Here is a 16,499-nt window from a genome sequence, read left to right on the forward strand (position 1 = left end):
AACCTTTCTCTACACTAAATCAGTAGGTTAAGCTACGCTCGCCAACCCGAAATCGCCCGTCCGACGAATAATCCGGGCTAGGACCCTGTAGCGGTGCGCGGTATGCCGCGCTTTAGCGTGGATCGTTCTGGCTGCGCCTATCAAATATCAATGCTCTCAATGCGGTGCGCGGTTTTCGGTAGAGCGCGGAGGGGCGCGGTGATAGGCTCGGAGCGAAGCCGAACCGACGGACCGGCGTCCGTGAGACGCGTATCCGTCTCTCGTCTTATGCGAGGAGCGTATATGCCTCGGTGGTATTTCCATCTGTATCAAGCCGGCGATCTGTTGCTGGATCCCGAAGGCGTCGAGATTGCCGATCTTGCCGAAGTGCGGACACGAGCGGTCGCGTGGGCGCGCGATATCATTGCCGCCGATGCGAGGAACGGAGCGCTCTATCTCGACACGCGGTTGTGTGTCGCGGACGATCGCGGCGCCACTGTGCTCGACATCGCCTTTGCCGATGCGATCGCTGTTGTGCCCGACCGCGATACGGTTGCCTGACTCGGTCGCCGTTGCGCGCCGAGCGGCAATTTCTGGCCTGATCGCCTGCGCCATCCTATAGCGGCCCGCTTTCCACCCCGCTGCCGGAGGCTGCCGTGCGCTTCACCCTCGATCGCTTCGATCTCACTGCCTTTGTCGCTGCCACGCTGGACGAGGATCTCGGTCCGGACGGCGATATCACGTCGAGCGCGGTCATCCCGGCGGATGCGCGCTTTACGGGCGTGATGGACAGCCGCGACGCGATCGTCGTGGCGGGGTTGCCGATTGCGGAGGCGTTCTTCGTGGCGCTCGATCCGGCGGTCGAGATCGAGCAGCTGGTCGAGGATGGCGCGCGCGTTGCGGCCGGGACCGCGCTGCTGCGGCTGCATGGCCTGGCCCGCGCGATGCTGACCGCCGAGCGTTCGGCGCTCAACACCGTCCAGCATCTGTCGGGGATCGCGACGATGACGCGCGGCTATGTCGATGCGATCGCGGGAACCGGCGCGACCTTGCTCGATACGCGCAAGACGATCCCGGGCCTGCGCGCGCTCGAGAAATATGCGACGCGGATGGGCGGGGCCACCAACCACCGCATGGGGCTGTGGGATGCCGCGATGATCAAGGACAACCATGTCGCGGTTGCTGGCGGCGTCGGCCCAGCGGTCGCGCGCGCCGTCGCGGCGGGGATCGCGCGGATCATCGTCGAGGTCGATTCGATCGCGCAGATCGAGCCCGCGCTGGCGGCGGGCGCGACGCACCTGCTGCTCGACAACATGGACCCGGCGATGCTGCGCGCGGCGGTGACGCTCGTCGCCGGTCGTGTCCCGACCGAGGCATCGGGCGGGGTGCGGCTCGACACGATCCGCGCGATCGCCGAGACGGGCGTCACCTATGTCAGCGTCGGTCGGCTGACCCAATCAGCGCCGGCGGCCGATATCGGACTCGATTTCACCACGCTCGGATGAGCCATTGCGCGGGGCGCGCCCGGCGCTAATCTGGCGCGCAAGGGCTTCTAAGGGGGGAAGAATCGTGGAGCGTCCAAACGCGATCGTGCTGTTCGAACGCTGCTATCTCGGCGGTGTCGTCGTCGGGTTGGTCAACGCCGCGCTGTCGTGGAACGCGAGCGTGACGCGGCTTACCGAAGATCCGGTGGCAGCCCAAATGGGGGCGTATTTTGGGGTCGGTACGCTGATCGGCGGGATCCTGCTCGGGCTCCTGATTTCGCTGTTCCTGTGGTACTTCACCGCGCGCGCGCAGTCGGTCGTGACCAAGTGGTTCATCACCGTGTTCTTTGCGATCGGCGCGCTCGGCTTTGTCTGGAGCGTGGTGCGCGGCACCAGCCCGCAGGGGATTGGCGCGGTGCTTTCAGTCGTCGCCTTGGTGCTCGATGGCATCGCGGTCTGGCAGCTGTTCAAGCCCGAGAGCAAGATCTGGTTCGGGGAAAGTGTCGCATGAAACTTCTGTCCAAGGCCGTCGTCGTCGCAGCGCTTGCGCTGCCGGGTGCCGTCAGCGCGCAGGCGCTGCAATGCAGCGTTCCCGCGAGCTTGCCGCGCCCGCATCCCGATCTTGCGTCGGACAAGCAACCGCAGCGCGTCCGCCCGATCACTGGCTATACGCTCGCGCTGACTTGGGCCCCCGAATATTGCCATGGCAATTCCAACGATCCGGCCAAGAGCTTTCAGTGCGGCGGCGGCAACCGCTTCGGCTTTACGCTGCACGGGCTATGGCCCGATGGCGTCGGGCAGGAATGGCCGCAATATTGCGCTGCAACGCCGCTACTCCCGCCTGAGCTGATCAAGCAGCATGTCTGCGCGACCCCGTCGCCGCAACTGCTCCAGCACGAATGGGCGAAGCACGGCACGTGCATGGGCATCACGCCCGATGCCTATTTCGCGCGCTCGAACGGTCTGTATGGCAAGCTGCGCTACCCCGATATGGATCGGCTGTCCCGCCGACCGCTGACCGCCGGCCAGCTCGCCAGCGCCTTCGCCGTCGCCAATCCCGGCGTTCCGGCGAGCGCGGTGCGCGTGACGGCAAACAAGAAGGGCTGGCTGGACGAGCTGTGGCTGTGCCTCGACAAGAGCTTTGCCTATACGCGCTGCGTCGCCGGATCGGGCGGGCTGGCGAACGCCGACAGCGTCAAGGTGTGGCGCGGCCGGCGCTTCTGAGCGCCGCCCCTGCCGACCGGACACTGCTTGCGCGTCAGCGCGCGTCGATCACCGCCGTCGCGGGATAGTGTTTGTCGAGATGGCGCTTGATGATTTTCAAGTTGCGCGTGTTCGAGCGGAATAGGAAATCGGGGATCGCGCCGATGAACGGTACTGCGCCGAGCACGAAATCGATCCCGACATTGCCGAACATCCGCGCCATCTGCGTCTTCGACATGCCGAGATTGCGCGCTTCCCACACCATCCAAGCGCCCATCGCGGCGCCGACCGCATCGCCGCCGATCGGGATCAGATCGAGGATCACGTCGAGCCCGACCTTGCGGTTGATGCCCGGAATGGTGAACAGGCCCTCGAGCAAATGCTCCATCGCCTCGATCCGTTTACGCACCGCCGCAGGGTCCTTGCCCGCATAGCGCGCTGCAAAGTCGCCGAGCGGCGGGGGAGTCATGCGAGACGTGTTGGCCATGTCACCTCAATTGGAATCGTTGCGCAAGTGACTCAACGGGTGCCACGCGCGCGAGTTCCCCGTCCAGGCCTTGAGGCCGACACTGACCAGCGACCAGCGCAGCGGACGCGCGAGCGGAATGAACGCGACATCGGCGGCCAGCGCGGCATCGGCGGCGGCAATCTGCTGCGCGCGCAGCCGCGGGGAATCGGCTTCGCGTGCCGCTTCGATCGCAGTGTTCGCAGCCTCGCTGCACGGCTGGCAGGCGGTGGCGACGTACCAGCGCCCGCTGTCATACGGCGCAACGGCGTCGATCAGCCGCAAATCAGCCGCGGCATTCGGCGCGACGCGCTCGGGCTCGATGCCGAGCGACAGCAACGCCGCCCCGACATAGCCGAACAGCACCGTCCCGCCGGGGCCGCCCGGCACCGCGACGCGCAGCCGGATATCGCCGGGATTGACCGTACGCCATTGATCGATGCGCGCGCGCGGCGAGGGGTCGCCCTCGGCCGGCGCGAGCGACCATCCGGGCACCGCGGGCGGGGCGGCCGAGTCGAGCTGTTCGGGGAGGAGCTGCGTATCCGGCGCCCAGTCCGCCGCGATCGCCGCGACGAAGCCCGCGCGGTCGATCGCGCGCGCGATCGCTGCACGGTTGCCGGGATCGGCGAGCACGCCGCTGCGGTTGATCACCGCGAGCCCGAACAGACCCGCCGCGGGATCGAAGCGGCGGTTGGCGGGGGCGATCTGCGTCGTCATGACGAGCGGCCAATCGTCGAAGCTGCCGCCGGTGACGAGCGCGGTCTCGCCGCGCGTGAAGCGCACGATCGCGCGCGCGGCGCGCTCGCCGATGAGCTGGACGTTGGCGGCGGGGGAGGGTTCGACCGGCTCGTCCTCGACCGCGCGCGCCGGGTCGAACGCCGGGCGCAAGGTGACGCTGTGGCGCCGCTGCGCGATGACGCGATACGGCCCGCTGCCGCTCGGCGGCTGTACGCGGAAGATCGCGAGCTCGGGCTGCGCGAACAGTTTGAGCAGATCGGGGCGGGGGCGCTTGAGCCGGATCTCGATGACTTCGGGGGTCATCTCGACGATCTCGTCGATCGCGGTGAGGAACGGGCGCAGCGGGTTGCGCGATTGCGGCGCGAGCTGGCGGCGCAGCAGCTTGACGACTTCGGCTGCGGTCACGGGCTGGCCATCGGCCCATTCGCCGCCGCGTAGCCGGAAGATGTAGCTGGTGCCGTTGTCGATCACGCTCCAGCGCTCGGCGATGCCGGGCTCGACCTGGCCCGTCGCATCGAAGCGGACCAGTCCCTGCGCGGTCGCGTCGAGCATCAGCCGCGCCGGCGTGTCGAGCGCATCGCGCGCCGGGTCGGCCAGGGTCGGTGCGCCGCCGATCGCGCTGACCACGACGGGCCCGGTATCGGCGCGCGGCGTGCACGCGGCGAGCGCGAGCAGCGTGGCGAGGCCGAGGGTCTTGCTGGTCGGCACGAGGCGGGACGGCGCGGGCATCATCCGCGCGTCTTGCCACGCGCCTTGGCGGAGCGCCACCGTGGACCGGCCGGTGGCGTGCGGACAAGCTGGCGGTTTCTCTGGCGGCGCTCTCGGTGTTCGTGGCCCCGCAAACGTGGGTCTCGACCGAGTTGATCCGCCCTATAGAGGTGCGGCGCGCGCCAGACGCCGCGGCACCAGCAACCGCCTCGTCAAACTTTGCCGACACCGTCGCGCCGGCAGCGCTCACCGACGCCGTCAATGGTGCCAAACGGCCGCGACCAGGAAACGCGCGACCAATATCGGCAACGCTACGGCCGATCCGCTCGCGATGCGCTATGCAGCGGGGCCTCATGGCGGGACCGGGTTATCCGTCGCCCGCCGCATCGCGCCGCTTGCCGGTGTGGACGATCAGGTCGACGGATGTCGACGCCGTCCAGGCCTCAAGCATTCGCGAGCGGCCATCACGGAGCATGGGGGGTAAGATCGGTCCCCGCAGCGATCAGTTCGAGCCGCTGCGGAACCGTGCCAATGTCGATCCCTGCGGCCCGGAATTGGTCGAGCAACGTCATCAACACCGTGCTGCGCGCGGCGTAGACCGCGCGCTGATTGGCGACGTGGCCGAAGCAGTTGAACTCGATCCGTCCTTCGGTGAGCCCGTCGATAAAGACCTTGGGGGGCGGTTCGTCGAGCACGGCAGCATCGCTCGCAAAGGCCTCCTGCACCATGGTCCTCACCTGGCCGGCGTCGGTATCGAGCGGGACCGAGAATTTGATCTGGATCCGCCCCAGCGGGCCCGCCATCGTCTTGTTGAGCACCGACTTGGTGATCAGCTCGGAATTGGGGACGATCAGCGTCGAATGATCGGCCAGCTCGATTTCGGTCGAGCGGACGCTGATGCGCTTCACGTCGCCCTCGTCATTGCCGACGCGGACGAGATCACCGATCTTGATCGGGCGCTCGGCCAGCAGGATCAGCCCAGACACAAAGTTCTGCGTGATCGCCTGGAGGCCGAACCCGATGCCGACCGACAAGGCCGATAGCAGCAACGCGACTCGCTCAACCCCAATGCCGAGCGATGCGAGCGCCCAGATAAAGGCGACCGCAATCGCGACATAGCGCGCCACCAGGCTCACCGAATTGCGACCGCTCCCGTCGAGGTCGGTGATCGGCAAGTAGCGGTTTTCGAGCCAGCCCATGAACGCGCGGGTGAGCGCCAGGCCGATGCCGAGCACGACGATCCCGCGCAGGATCGTTGCCGGCGAAATCGAAACACCCCCCACTTCGATGCCCTGCGCGAGCACCCCGAGCCGCCCGAACACCGCCGCAAAGCCCCCGCTGCCCCCGAACGGCGACACCAGCAGCCCAAGCGCGACGCACACCAGCACCAGTCGCAAGACGGCCGAGAGCAGGACGCCGAACTGGTCGATAACGCTGCCGCGCACCCCAAGCGCGCGGGTCAGCGTGACGCCGAGCCGGCTCGACCGCGTGAAGGCGCTCGTCGCGACATCGTCGACCGCGGCAGTCATCAGATACACGGTGGCGCCGAGGATCGCCGCCCAGGCGATGACCTGCGCGGTGAACAGGCTGAACGCGATATAGCCGAGCAACAGGGCGGTCGACGCGATGCAGACGAGCACCCACACCACGAGCAGCACGATGCCGACTCCGGCGCTTGCGGTCCCATTCGCGGCATCGTCTTGCGCCGATCGTTCGGCGCGCAGCCGCCCCAGCACCAACAGGAACGTCGCGATCAGCAGCAAGTGCAGCAAGGCAATCAGCGTCTGGCTCGCGACCTGAGCAGCCTGGCTCGCGCCGATCGCGGTATCGAATGCCGATAGCAGGATCGTGCCGAACGACAGTCCTGCGAGGATCCAGGTGAGCGGCCTCACGCGCGCCGCGGTCTCGTCGTCGATCGCGGCGATCCGCCATGAGGGCTGGCGGCGCATGAGCAGCGCTCCGCTGACGGCGGCGGTAAACGCACTGAAGCCCGTCGCGAGCACGACCGCATCCCCCATACCGGCCCACCGCAGCGGGAGCAGCCCCGACCAACGCAAGCCCTGCATCACGATCATCGCGGCGAGGAGCGGGCACAGCGTCCCGATGATCACGCGCCACAGCGCATTGGCCGATCGCCGCACGCGGCGCCCCGGCGCGCCTTCGACCAGAACCTTCTGGCCGAGCGCGCGCGCCCAGATCCGCAAGGGGAGGAAAACGACGAAGCCAAGCACGAGGCCAAGCAGCGCTTGCCAGGGCAGGCCATGGCGCGCGCTGCCGATCTGATCGATGCCCTGCTTGAGAAAGAGACCGACCCGCTTGATGTCGCGCGGGAGCGAAGCCAGCAACGTCTGCCAGAACGTCGGCGCCAGCGGCGACGCCGCCTGGGCCGAGATCTTCTCGTTGAATTGCTGCTCGCGGCTTTGTTCGATTTCGTCGACCAATTGTTGGGCTTCGACGCTGGCGAGCCCAGCGCGCTTGGCGGTCGCATCGAGCGCGGACCGCTGTTGCGTCAGCGCCGCGCGTTGCGCCGTGATGTCGGGCGCTTCGGTCACGCCGGGTGCCGCGGGGCCGAGCCCTGCAATCCGCGCATCGAGCAGCGTGATCTGATCGTCCAGCGCGGCGCCGACGTCCTTGGCGACTTGCTGTGCGGCGAGCGCGCGCATGCGCAGCGCCTTTTGCGCGTCAGCGTCGACGCGTCCGTCGAGCGCGCGATCGACTGCGCGCAGCTCGGTCTCGGTTCGCGCAAGTTGGGCCGAGAGCGTCACGGCAGGCGCCTGCGCGGCCAACGGCTGTGCGATCAGGATCGATAAGGCGAGCGCGCCCAGCAGTCGTTTTCTCATGATATCCGTCCAAACACCGCACCCGCCCTGCTCGACTGGAACGCGGGGCGCCAGCGGCGTATCCGATGCTGGGCGATCACACTACCGCTTTGCCCCGGTCGACGCGGTGCGGAGGGGACTTGCGCCCAGTTTTCCAAGCGGGTCGGTGTGGACCTCCAGCAGGGAAGCAGGCCGGGCGTGAAGACACCGTCTCGGCGGCCGCGCCCCCGCATGTCACGAGCCAAGATGGGGTGTCGGGATGCATGGGGCTTCAGGCGCTGCGGGCTCACACAGGCAAAGCGATTACCAAAAGATTTAAAGCTGGTGCGGACGGCGGGACTCGAACCCGCACACCCTGAGGGCGAGGGATTTTAAGTCCCGTGCGTCTACCAATTTCGCCACGTCCGCGCGGTACTCGTCCAAGCGCACCGAGCGCGCGGCGTCAACCCACTCAGACGTTCAAATTGGCGCGCATTTCCTTGCCGGGTTTGAAATAGGGCACGCGCTTTGCGTCAACGTCGACCAGTTCGCCAGTGCGAGGGTTGCGCCCGGTGCGCGCATCGCGTGCGCGGGTCGAGAAGGCGCCGAAGCCGCGCAGTTCGACACGGCCGCCAGCCGCGAGCCGCTTGATGATTTCGTCAAAAAAGGTCGTGACCAGAGCCTCGATATCGCGGGGCGACAAATCGGGATTTTCGGCAGCCAGGGTCTGCACCAATTCTGATCGTATCATCGTACGCGTTCCTTACCCCCAAGCCTAGCCCGAGCGGACGAAATGGCCGCTTCGGCTTGATCTATAGCAAGCCTAGCATGGGGATAGGTTGAAAACGACGGAAAAAAACGAAAGGGGCGCCTTCCTCCCGGAAAACGCCCCTTCGTCATCCTAAAGTATTACTTCTTGGCGTCGGCACCCTGCGCCTTGAGCGCTGCACCGAGGATGTCGCCCAGCGACGCGCCCGAGTCGGACGAGCCATACTGTGCAACGGCCTGCTTCTCTTCGGAGATCTGCATCGCCTTGATCGAGAAGGTCGGCTTCTTCGAGCGGTCGAAGCCAGTGACCATCGCATCGAACTTCTGGCCGGTCTGGAACCGCTCAGGACGCTGCTCGTCGCGATCGCGGCCGAGGTCGGTGCGCTTGATGAAGCCCGTCGCGCCGTCGTCGCCGACCTGCACTTCGAGACCCGCGTCGCGGACTTCGAGCACGGTGACCGTGACGATGGCGTTCTTGTTGAGGCCCGATGCCGCTGCCGAGATGCCGCCGGCGGCAACGCCGCCTGCTGCAGGGGCACCACGCTCGAGCTGCTTCATGCCGAGCGAGATGCGCTCCTTCTCGGCGTCGATGTCGAGCACGATGGCCTGAACCATCTCGCCCTTGCGATGCAGGTTGAGCGCGTCCTCGCCCGAAACGCCCCAGGCGATGTCGGACATGTGGACCATGCCGTCGACGTCGTTGTCGAGGCCGATGAACAGACCGAATTCGGTCGCGTTCTTGACTTCGCCTTCAACGGTCGAACCGATCGGATGCGCTTCTGCGAAGGCCTCCCACGGGTTGCTGATCGCCTGCTTGAGGCCGAGCGAAATGCGACGCTTGTCGGGATCGACCTCGATGACCACGACGTCGACTTCCTGCGAGGTCGAGACGATCTTGCCGGGGTGAACGTTCTTCTTGGTCCACGACATTTCCGAAACGTGCACCAGGCCTTCGATGCCCGGCTCGAGCTCGACGAACGCACCGTACTCGGTGATGTTCGTGACGCGGCCGGTGAGCTTGGCGCCGACCGGGTACTTGGCGGCTGCGCCTTCCCACGGATCGCTCTCGAGCTGCTTCATGCCGAGCGAGATACGCTGCGTGTCCTTGTTGATGCGGATGATCTGAACCTTGACGGTATCGCCAATGTTGAGAACTTCCGAAGGATGGCCGACGCGCTTGTAGCTGAGATCGGTGACGTGAAGCAGGCCGTCGATGCCGCCGAGGTCAACGAACGCACCATAATCGGTGATGTTCTTGACGACGCCGTCGATGATCTGGCCCTCGGCGAGCGACAGGATCAGGCCCGAACGCTGCTCGGCGCGGGTCTCTTCGAGGATCGCGCGACGCGACACGACGATGTTGCCGCGCTTGCGGTCCATCTTAAGGATCTGGAAGGGCTGGGGGATATCCATCAGCGGGGTGACGTCGCGCACCGGGCGGATGTCGACCTGCGAACCCGGCAGGAAGGCCACGGCGCCGTTGAGGTCGACCGTGAAGCCGCCCTTGACGCGGCCGAAGATGACACCCTCGACGCGGGCGGTCTTGGCGAATTCGGTTTCGAGCGTGTCCCATGCGGCTTCGCGGCGGGCGCGGTCGCGCGACAGCATCGCTTCGCCGTGCACGTTCTCGACGCGGTCGACGAACACTTCGACTTCGTCACCGACCTTGAGATCGGCCTTCTGGCCCGGCATCGCGAATTCGCGAAGCGGAACGCGGCCTTCGGACTTCAAGCCGACGTCGATGACGGCCAGATCGTTCTCGATTGCGGTGACGGTGCCCTTGACGACGCGGCCTTCGAAGCTGTCGGCACCGCCGAGAGTCATTTCGAGGAGGGCGGCGAAATCGTCGCGGGTTGGGTTTGGCTGAGTGGCCATAAAGGGATCAGATCCTAAATCATTGTTCCGGCCAGCCGGTTGTCTCCGGCGGTCTTGGCCTATGTGTCGGAACAGCCGAATGCCGGGCCGACATCCGCCGATTGACGTTCGCGGGGGCGGGCAACTCGCTAAATGCGAAAAGGGCGCGAGAGGACATGCCTGTCGCGCCAGCCTCCGCGAGCACCGCTCGCCGGACGGGCGTTCTTTAGCGCAAGCGCGCGGAGGGGGCAAGCTGGCGATGCGCCCCTGGGTCAGTGCTGGCGTTTCGACTCTACGATATCGATCGCGCGCTGCACCGATGCCTCGATCGACAGGAAGCTCGTGTCGAGGAACGCCGCATCGTTGGCGGGGACGAGCGGTGCGTTCGAGCGTGTCGAGTCGCGCAAATCGCGGGCGCGGATGTCGGCGAGCACCTTGTCGATGCTGATCAGTGACCCGTGCGACCGCAGCTCGGCGTGACGGCGCTTGGCGCGGATGTTGGGGGTGGCGCGGACGAACAGCTTGGCATCGGCGTTGGGCGCGATGACCGTGCCGATGTCGCGCCCGTCAAGCACCGCGCCGCCCGGTTGCTGCGCGAAACGCTTCTGCCGCTGGAGCAGCGAGGCGCGCACGAGCGGATGCGCCGAGACGACCGACGCCAGCGAGCCGATCGCATCGCTGCGCAGCAATGGATCGTCGAGCAACGAATCATCGAAATCGCATGCGGCGACCGCGTCGGCCTCGACCGCGGCGTCCAACTCGAGCCGCTGCACGTTTGCCGCGACCGCGCGATAGAGCAGCCCGGTGTCGAGATGCGGCAAGCCGTAATGCCGCGCGAGCGCCCGCGCGATCGTGCCCTTGCCCGAGGCGGCGGGACCGTCGACTGCAATAATCATCGACGTTTAACCACGATACGTACCAATCCAATGAAAGCGATTGCGGCCCAAGCCAGTTCGAGGGCAAGCGCGGGGAGATTGTAGTTCACCACGAGCGACAGCGCGAGTAGCGACGCGCCCAGAAAATTGAGCCCGTTCGACAACAGGTTCGGCGCGGCGTTGCGGAGCGTCTGGTACGCGAAGCCGGTCAGGATGACGATCGCGCCGACAAAGCCGATCAGATCGGCGGTATGCGAATCAATCATGCGTCGCCGCTCTGCAACTGCGCGATCTGGTCGAAGAAAGCGGGATAGCTCGTCGCCACCGGCGACGCGTCGTCGAGCGTGATCCCGGCGCCGGCGCTCCCTGTGCGGCAATGCAAAGCCGCCACCGCCATGCTCATCGCGATGCGGTGATCGAGCAGCGTCGCGATTGTCGCGCCGCCGGGCAGCGGATCGCCGCCGGTCCCGTCGATGATCATGCCGTCCTCGACTTCCTCGACGCGCGCACCGGCGGCGCCGAGCGCGGCGGCCATCGCGGCGATCCGGTCCGATTCCTTGACGCGCAGCTCGTCGGCGCCGCGCGCGATCGTGCGGCCGGTCGCGAAGGCGGCGGCGACGAACAGCACGGGATATTCGTCGATCATGCTCGGCGCGAGATCGGGCGGGATCTCGATACCGGTGAGCGCCGCGTGGCGGACGCGCAGATCGGCGACGGGCTCGCCGCCGACTTCGCGCGGGTTCTGCTCTTCGATGCTCGCACCCATCAGGCGAAGCGCGGTGAACAGCCCGGCACGGGTCGGGTTGAGCCCGACATTCTCGACCACGACGTCCGATCCCGGTACGATCGTCGCGGCGACGACGAGGAACGCGGCGGAGGAGGGGTCGCCCGGCACGACGATCGCTTGCGGCTTGAGCTCGGCCTCGCCGGTGATTTCGATGATGCGGCCTTGCGGCGACGGCTCGACCGTCACGGTCGCGCCGAAGCCGCGCAGCATCCGCTCGCTATGGTCGCGCGTCGCGATCGGCTCGATCACGCGCGTGATCCCCGGGGTATTGAGGCCGGCGAGCAGGATCGCCGACTTCACTTGCGCCGAGGCGACGGGGAGGGTGTAGGTGATCGGGATCGCGGGGCACAGGCCGCGCAGCATCAGGGGGAGGCGACCGCCCGGGCTCGACGTCACATCGGCGCCCATCTGCGACAGCGGCGTGATGACGCGTCCCATCGGCCGCTTCGACAGCGAGGCGTCGCCGATGAAGGTGGCGGTGATCGGGTGGCTCGCGACCAACCCCATCAGCAGCCGCGTCGAAGTCCCCGAATTTCCCATCTCGAGCGCGGTCGCAGGCTGGAGCAGCCCGCCGACGCCGACGCCATCGACGTGCCACACCGCATCGTCGCCGCGCCGGATCGTCGCGCCCATCGCGCGCATCGCAGCGGCAGTGGCGAGCACGTCCTCGCCCTCGAGCAGCCCCTCGATCCGGCTCGTGCCGACCGCAAGCGCCGAGAGCATCAGCGAACGGTGGCTGATCGACTTGTCGCCGGGGACGCGGACGCGCCCCTTGAGCGGCCCGGATGGTTGGATTTCGCGGGGGATAGGCGTAGGGTGTGTCATCGGGGCCGCGCTTTGACAGTGCGCTTGCGCTATGGCAAGGCGCGCACCACTTTGCGGCCCTTCGGGTCGCGAGACCCAATTCCTATCAGCCCAGGGCCGCAACGCCCGTCGGCCCAACAAAAGGTTCAATCGGCATATGATCCAGCCGGAATGGGGCACGAAGCGTACGTGCCCGAAATGCGCCACCCGTTTCTACGACCTCGGCAAGGACGATCCCGTCACCTGCATCAATTGCGGTGCGCATTGGGAGCCCGAGCCGATCCTCAAGTCGAAGCAGCCGCTGCCGTTCGAGCAGGCCAAGCCCGAGCTGGTCAAGAAGGACGACGATCTCGCCGGCGACGACGAGGATATCGACACCGGTGAAGACGAGGAGCCCTCGCCCGACGACGAGGTCGATCTCGGCGGTGACGACGATCTCGGCGTGGAAGCGCCGCAGAGCGAAGACGAGCATTAATCCACAGCTAATTGATGTTTTTTCTGGCAAGCGACACTCAGACCGCTTGCCAAGGGCGCGTCGCCTCGGTATGGGCGACGCCTTCCCGCAAAGAGGTCCCGGTTTCGGGTCTCTCTTTCCAGAATACGATGGGGCCGTAGCTCAGCTGGGAGAGCGTTCGCATGGCATGCGAAAGGTCAGGGGTTCGATCCCCCTCGGCTCCACCATTCTTCCACAAGCGATCGATGTTTCTCGCTTGATGGCGGTGGGCCCGACCCCCGTCTCAAAAACTTTCAATCTATCGTAGCGTTCGTCGCAACTGCGCTTCTCGTCGCGATGTCGGTGCGTTAGGCGCGACGGTGTCGTGGCCCGCTCCTCGTGCGGGCCTGTCGAAGTGTGGAGTTCCGAGTATGCGTCGTAAGCGTCCCGAGGGGATCAAGGATTATACCGGCCCGGCGGGCGGCTGGGGGGCGCTCAAGGCGGTCGCGGTCTCGCTCAAGGCGCAGCAGATCGTGTCGCAGGGCGCGCAGACGCTGCTCAAGTCGAACCAGCCCGACGGCTTCGATTGCCCGAGCTGCGCCTGGCCCGACCCGAAGCACTCCTCCTCCTTCGAATTCTGCGAGAATGGCGCCAAGGCAGTCGCATGGGAATCGACCGCCAAGCGGATCGGCGGCGATTTCTTCGCGCAGCATTCGGTCTCCGAGCTGTGGGAAAAGACCGACCACTGGATCGAGGATCAAGGCCGCGTCACCGAACCGCTGCGCTACAATGCGGCGACCGACCATTATGAAGTCGTCGGCTGGGACGAGGCGCTCGCCGAGATCGGTGCGGGTCTGGCCGCGCTCGAGGATCCCAACCAGGCCGAATTCTACACTTCGGGGCGCTGCTCGAACGAAGCCGCGTTCCTCTACCAGCTGTTCGCGCGGCTGTACGGCACCAACAATTTCCCCGATTGCTCGAACATGTGCCACGAGGCGACTTCGGTCGGCCTCCCCAAGTCGATCGGGATCGGCAAGGGCACCGTCAGCCTCGAGGATTTCGATCATGCCGATCTGATCCTCTCGATCGGCCACAATCCCGGCACCAACCATCCGCGGATGATGGCGACGCTGCGCGACGTGGCGCGGCGCGGCGGCAAGATCGTCGTGTTCAACCCGCTCAAGGAGCGCTCGCTCGAACGCTTCGAATCGCCGCAATCGGTGGTCGAGATGGCAACCTTGTCGGCGACGCCGATCGCGACGAGCTATTTGCAGGTCAAGGTCGGCGGCGATGCTGCGGCGCTTAAGGGCATCGCGAAGGCGCTGGTGGCGCTCGACACGCCAGAGACGCCGGTGCTCGACCACGCCTTTATCGCCGAGCATACGGCGGGCCTTGAGGCGTTCCGCGCCGATCTCGATGCGACCGACTGGGCCGCTATCGAGCAATCGAGCGGCCTCGCGCGCGCCGATCTCGAAGCGGTCGCGCAGATCTATGCGCAGTCGAAGGCGACGATCTGCTGCTACGGCATGGGCATCACGCAGCACCGCACGGGGACGAGCAACGTCCAGCAAATCGCCAACCTGTTGCTGCTGCGCGGCAATATGGGGCGGCCCGGCGCGGGCATCTGTCCCTTGCGCGGCCACAGCAACGTCCAGGGCGACCGGACCGTCGGCATCACCGAACGGCCAAGCGCGGCGCTGCTCGACAAGATCCAGGACGTATTCGGCTTCGATCCGCCGCGCGCCGATGGGCATTCGGTGGTCGAGAGCATCGCTGCGATGCGCGACGGGACGGCCAAGGCGATCGTCTGCCTCGGCGGCAACCTCGCGATCGCGTCGTCGGATCCGCAGGCCTGCGCGCAAGGCTTCCGCAACATGGATCTGGCGGTCCACATTACCACCAAGCTCAACCGCACGCATTTGCTGATGGCCAAGGCGAGCTATGTCCTGCCGTGCCTCGGGCGGACCGAGCGCGATACGCAGGACGGTGGCCCGCAAGCCGTGACGGTCGAGGATTCGATGTCGATGGTCCATGCCTCGCGCGGCTTCCTGATGCCGCCGGGCGAGAATGTCCGTTCGGAACCGTGGATCGTCGCGGGGATCGCGAAGGCGACGCTCGGCGACAAGGGCGCGATCGATTGGGACGGCTATGTCGCCAATTACGACCGTATCCGCGACAAGATCGAGGCGGTGTTCCCGGCGTTCAAGAACTACAACACGCGCATCCGCGCGCCAGGCGGCTTCCACTTGCCCAATTCGGCGGCCGAGCGCGTCTGGAACACCGATACCGGCAAGGCCAATTTCATCGTCGCCACGGGCGTCGAGGAAGACGAGACGACGCGTGATCCAAGCGTCCTGCGGCTGACGACGCTGCGCTCACACGATCAGTACAACACCACGATCTATGCCCTCGACGATCGCTATCGCGGCGTGTTCGGGCGGCGCGACGTGCTGTTCCTGAACGCGAAGGAGATCGCGCGGCTCGGCTTTGTCGAAGGCGATGTCGTCGACGTGACGACCGCGCTCGCGTTCAAGCGCGACGACCGGATCGTCCAGGGGCTGATGCTCGTCGAGCATGCGCTGCCCGATGGGTGCTGCGCGTCCTATTACCCCGAGACACAGCCGCTGATCGCGCTCGAGGACCATGATCCGCAAAGCCTGACCCCGTCGTACAAATCGGTGCCGGTCCAGATCCGCAGCGCGGGAACCAAGAACGCGGCGGACCGTATCGTCGCGCGGGCGGGCGTTGCCGGCCGCAAAATCTCTGTGAAAGCGTAAAATCCATGTATGCACCGACGGTAACCGGCTTCGCTGATCGCGCCGCCGCCGAAGCCGCTTCGATCCGCCGCTCGCCGCTGGGCTTCTTCGTCGGCGCGATGCTGGCGGGGGCCTATATCGGCATCGCGATGATCCTCGCCCTCAGCACCGCCGACGCTTTGCCGGCCGGCGTGCGCCCATTGGTGATGGGCGCGACCTTCGGGCTCGGGCTGATCCTCACCGTGTTCGCCGGCGGGGAGCTGTTCACCGGCTATGTGATGTATCTCGGCTTCGGGTTGATGCGTCGCAGCGTCAGCGTGGCGGACGCCGCCTTGCTGATCGTCGTGGTGTGGATCGGCAATCTGGCGGGCGCGCTGTTGCTTTCGGCGATCTTCATCGCGGGCGGCGGCGGGTTGGTATTCGCCAATGCCGCGACGATGTTCAACGCCTATGCCGCGCACAAGGTCGAGGCCGATGCGACGGCGTTGATCGCGCGCGCGGTGCTGTGCAACTGGCTGGTGTGCCTCGCGATCTGGACCGCGGCGCGGGTGACCGGCGATGCCGCGAAAAGCCTCGTCATGGCGTGGGTGCTGCTCGCCTTCGTTGCCGCCGGGTTCGAGCATTCGGTTGCCAACATGACCGCGCTGACGCTGGGCCTGTTCTCGCCGGGCGAGACGATCACGCTGGCGCAAGTGTTGCGCAATCTGGCGTTCGTCACGCTCGGGAACGGGATCGGCGGGTTGCTGTTCGTCGTCGGCGCCTATGGCCTTGCGGCGAAAACCGACGCGCCGATGGCGCGCCAGTAAT

15 protein-coding genes and 2 tRNA genes are annotated in these 16,499 nt (G+C 66.5%); 8 read left to right on the forward strand and 9 right to left on the reverse strand.

Annotated features, from left to right (window positions below; translation table 11 throughout):
* Nucleotides 1-282: 282 nt before the first annotated feature.
* The 4 genes from QN347_RS10645 (at nt 283) to QN347_RS10660 (ending at nt 2,687) form a co-directional block, all read left to right on the forward strand.
* Nucleotides 283-540: a DUF6894 family protein gene (locus tag QN347_RS10645; protein ID WP_322163524.1), complete on the forward strand. Its 258-nt coding sequence runs from the start codon at nt 283-285 to the stop codon at nt 538-540.
* A 95-nt stretch (nt 541-635) separates the two neighbouring features.
* A complete protein-coding gene (nadC, locus tag QN347_RS10650; protein ID WP_322163527.1) occupies nt 636-1,484 on the forward strand; it encodes a carboxylating nicotinate-nucleotide diphosphorylase in 849 nt (282 codons plus the stop codon).
* Between the two features lie 64 nt (nt 1,485-1,548).
* Nucleotides 1,549-1,974 carry a hypothetical protein gene (locus QN347_RS10655; protein ID WP_322163529.1) on the forward strand — a complete coding sequence of 142 codons (426 nt, stop codon included), beginning with the start codon at nt 1,549-1,551 and terminating at the stop codon, nt 1,972-1,974.
* Complete coding sequence (locus QN347_RS10660) at nt 1,971-2,687, forward strand: ribonuclease T2 (protein ID WP_322163531.1); 717 nt, start codon at nt 1,971-1,973, stop codon at nt 2,685-2,687. The genes QN347_RS10655 and QN347_RS10660 overlap by 4 nt, the downstream gene beginning before the upstream one ends.
* 34 nt (nt 2,688-2,721) lie before the next feature.
* Here QN347_RS10660 and QN347_RS10665 read toward each other — a convergent pair whose 3' ends face one another.
* The 9 genes from QN347_RS10665 to aroA all read right to left on the reverse strand — a co-directional run bounded on the left by QN347_RS10665 (nt 2,722) and on the right by aroA (nt 12,524).
* Nucleotides 2,722-3,135, reverse strand: a complete 414-nt coding sequence (locus QN347_RS10665; protein ID WP_133191972.1) for a DUF4112 domain-containing protein — start codon at nt 3,133-3,135, stop codon at nt 2,722-2,724.
* 24 nt (nt 3,136-3,159) lie between these two features.
* A complete protein-coding gene (locus QN347_RS10670) occupies nt 3,160-4,638 on the reverse strand; it encodes an ABC transporter substrate-binding protein (protein ID WP_322163534.1) in 1,479 nt (492 codons plus the stop codon).
* Between the two features lie 443 nt (nt 4,639-5,081).
* Complete coding sequence (locus QN347_RS10675; RefSeq protein WP_322163536.1) at nt 5,082-7,457, reverse strand: DUF3772 domain-containing protein; 2,376 nt, start codon at nt 7,455-7,457, stop codon at nt 5,082-5,084.
* 301 nt (nt 7,458-7,758) lie between these two features.
* Nucleotides 7,759-7,844, reverse strand: a tRNA-Leu gene (locus tag QN347_RS10680).
* A 43-nt stretch (nt 7,845-7,887) separates the two neighbouring features.
* Complete coding sequence (locus tag QN347_RS10685) at nt 7,888-8,166, reverse strand: integration host factor subunit beta (RefSeq protein ID WP_133188652.1); 279 nt, start codon at nt 8,164-8,166, stop codon at nt 7,888-7,890.
* A 158-nt stretch (nt 8,167-8,324) separates the two neighbouring features.
* Complete coding sequence (rpsA, locus tag QN347_RS10690) at nt 8,325-10,058, reverse strand: 30S ribosomal protein S1 (protein ID WP_133188650.1); 1,734 nt, start codon at nt 10,056-10,058, stop codon at nt 8,325-8,327.
* A 251-nt stretch (nt 10,059-10,309) separates the two neighbouring features.
* On the reverse strand, nt 10,310-10,933 hold the full coding sequence (gene cmk / locus QN347_RS10695; RefSeq protein ID WP_322163539.1) for a (d)CMP kinase: 624 nt from the start codon (nt 10,931-10,933) through the stop codon (nt 10,310-10,312).
* Nucleotides 10,930-11,178: a CBU_0592 family membrane protein gene (locus tag QN347_RS10700; protein WP_322163541.1), complete on the reverse strand. Its 249-nt coding sequence runs from the start codon at nt 11,176-11,178 to the stop codon at nt 10,930-10,932. The genes cmk and QN347_RS10700 overlap by 4 nt, the downstream gene beginning before the upstream one ends.
* Nucleotides 11,175-12,524 (reverse strand): 3-phosphoshikimate 1-carboxyvinyltransferase, encoded by a 1,350-nt coding sequence (aroA, locus tag QN347_RS10705; RefSeq protein ID WP_322163543.1) that lies wholly within the window; start codon nt 12,522-12,524, stop codon nt 11,175-11,177. Before aroA ends, QN347_RS10700 begins: the two co-directional genes overlap by 4 nt.
* A gap of 136 nt (nt 12,525-12,660) precedes the next feature.
* On the opposite strand from aroA, the gene QN347_RS10710 reads away from it, so the two are divergent.
* From QN347_RS10710 to QN347_RS10725, 4 genes are all read left to right on the forward strand, one after another.
* Nucleotides 12,661-12,978: an FYDLN acid domain-containing protein gene (locus QN347_RS10710; RefSeq protein ID WP_133191968.1), complete on the forward strand. Its 318-nt coding sequence runs from the start codon at nt 12,661-12,663 to the stop codon at nt 12,976-12,978.
* A 130-nt stretch (nt 12,979-13,108) separates the two neighbouring features.
* Nucleotides 13,109-13,184, forward strand: a tRNA-Ala gene (locus QN347_RS10715).
* Nucleotides 13,185-13,367: 183 nt separating this feature from the next.
* Complete coding sequence (locus QN347_RS10720; RefSeq protein ID WP_322163545.1) at nt 13,368-15,713, forward strand: FdhF/YdeP family oxidoreductase; 2,346 nt, start codon at nt 13,368-13,370, stop codon at nt 15,711-15,713.
* A 5-nt stretch (nt 15,714-15,718) separates the two neighbouring features.
* Nucleotides 15,719-16,498, forward strand: a complete 780-nt coding sequence (locus QN347_RS10725) for a formate/nitrite transporter family protein (RefSeq protein ID WP_133188640.1) — start codon at nt 15,719-15,721, stop codon at nt 16,496-16,498.
* The last annotated feature ends 1 nt before the right edge of the window (nt 16,499 follow it).

The organism is Sphingomonas sp. 10B4 (assembly GCF_035019905.1).
In the GTDB taxonomy this organism is placed as follows: Bacteria; Pseudomonadota; Alphaproteobacteria; order Sphingomonadales; family Sphingomonadaceae; genus Sphingomonas; species Sphingomonas glacialis.

Excerpts from the sequence above, each read along its gene's own strand:
- QN347_RS10675 (WP_322163536.1), bottom strand. The coding sequence starts at position 7,457 with ATGAGAAAACGACTGCTGGGCGCGCTCGCCTTATCGATCCTGATCGCA.
- QN347_RS10670 (WP_322163534.1), bottom strand. The coding sequence starts at position 4,638 with ATGCCCGCGCCGTCCCGCCTCGTGCCGACCAGCAAGACCCTCGGCCTC.
- QN347_RS10720 (WP_322163545.1), top strand. The coding sequence starts at position 13,368 with ATGCGTCGTAAGCGTCCCGAGGGGATCAAGGATTATACCGGCCCGGCG.
- rpsA (WP_133188650.1), bottom strand. The coding sequence starts at position 10,058 with ATGGCCACTCAGCCAAACCCAACCCGCGACGATTTCGCCGCCCTCCTC.
- aroA (WP_322163543.1), bottom strand. The coding sequence starts at position 12,524 with ATGACACACCCTACGCCTATCCCCCGCGAAATCCAACCATCCGGGCCG.
- QN347_RS10645 (WP_322163524.1), top strand. The coding sequence starts at position 283 with ATGCCTCGGTGGTATTTCCATCTGTATCAAGCCGGCGATCTGTTGCTG.
- QN347_RS10700 (WP_322163541.1), bottom strand. The coding sequence starts at position 11,178 with ATGATTGATTCGCATACCGCCGATCTGATCGGCTTTGTCGGCGCGATC.
- QN347_RS10685 (WP_133188652.1), bottom strand. The coding sequence starts at position 8,166 with ATGATACGATCAGAATTGGTGCAGACCCTGGCTGCCGAAAATCCCGAT.
- QN347_RS10725 (WP_133188640.1), top strand. The coding sequence starts at position 15,719 with ATGTATGCACCGACGGTAACCGGCTTCGCTGATCGCGCCGCCGCCGAA.
- cmk (WP_322163539.1), bottom strand. The coding sequence starts at position 10,933 with ATGATTATTGCAGTCGACGGTCCCGCCGCCTCGGGCAAGGGCACGATC.
- QN347_RS10665 (WP_133191972.1), bottom strand. The coding sequence starts at position 3,135 with ATGACTCCCCCGCCGCTCGGCGACTTTGCAGCGCGCTATGCGGGCAAG.
- QN347_RS10710 (WP_133191968.1), top strand. The coding sequence starts at position 12,661 with ATGATCCAGCCGGAATGGGGCACGAAGCGTACGTGCCCGAAATGCGCC.
- QN347_RS10660 (WP_322163531.1), top strand. The coding sequence starts at position 1,971 with ATGAAACTTCTGTCCAAGGCCGTCGTCGTCGCAGCGCTTGCGCTGCCG.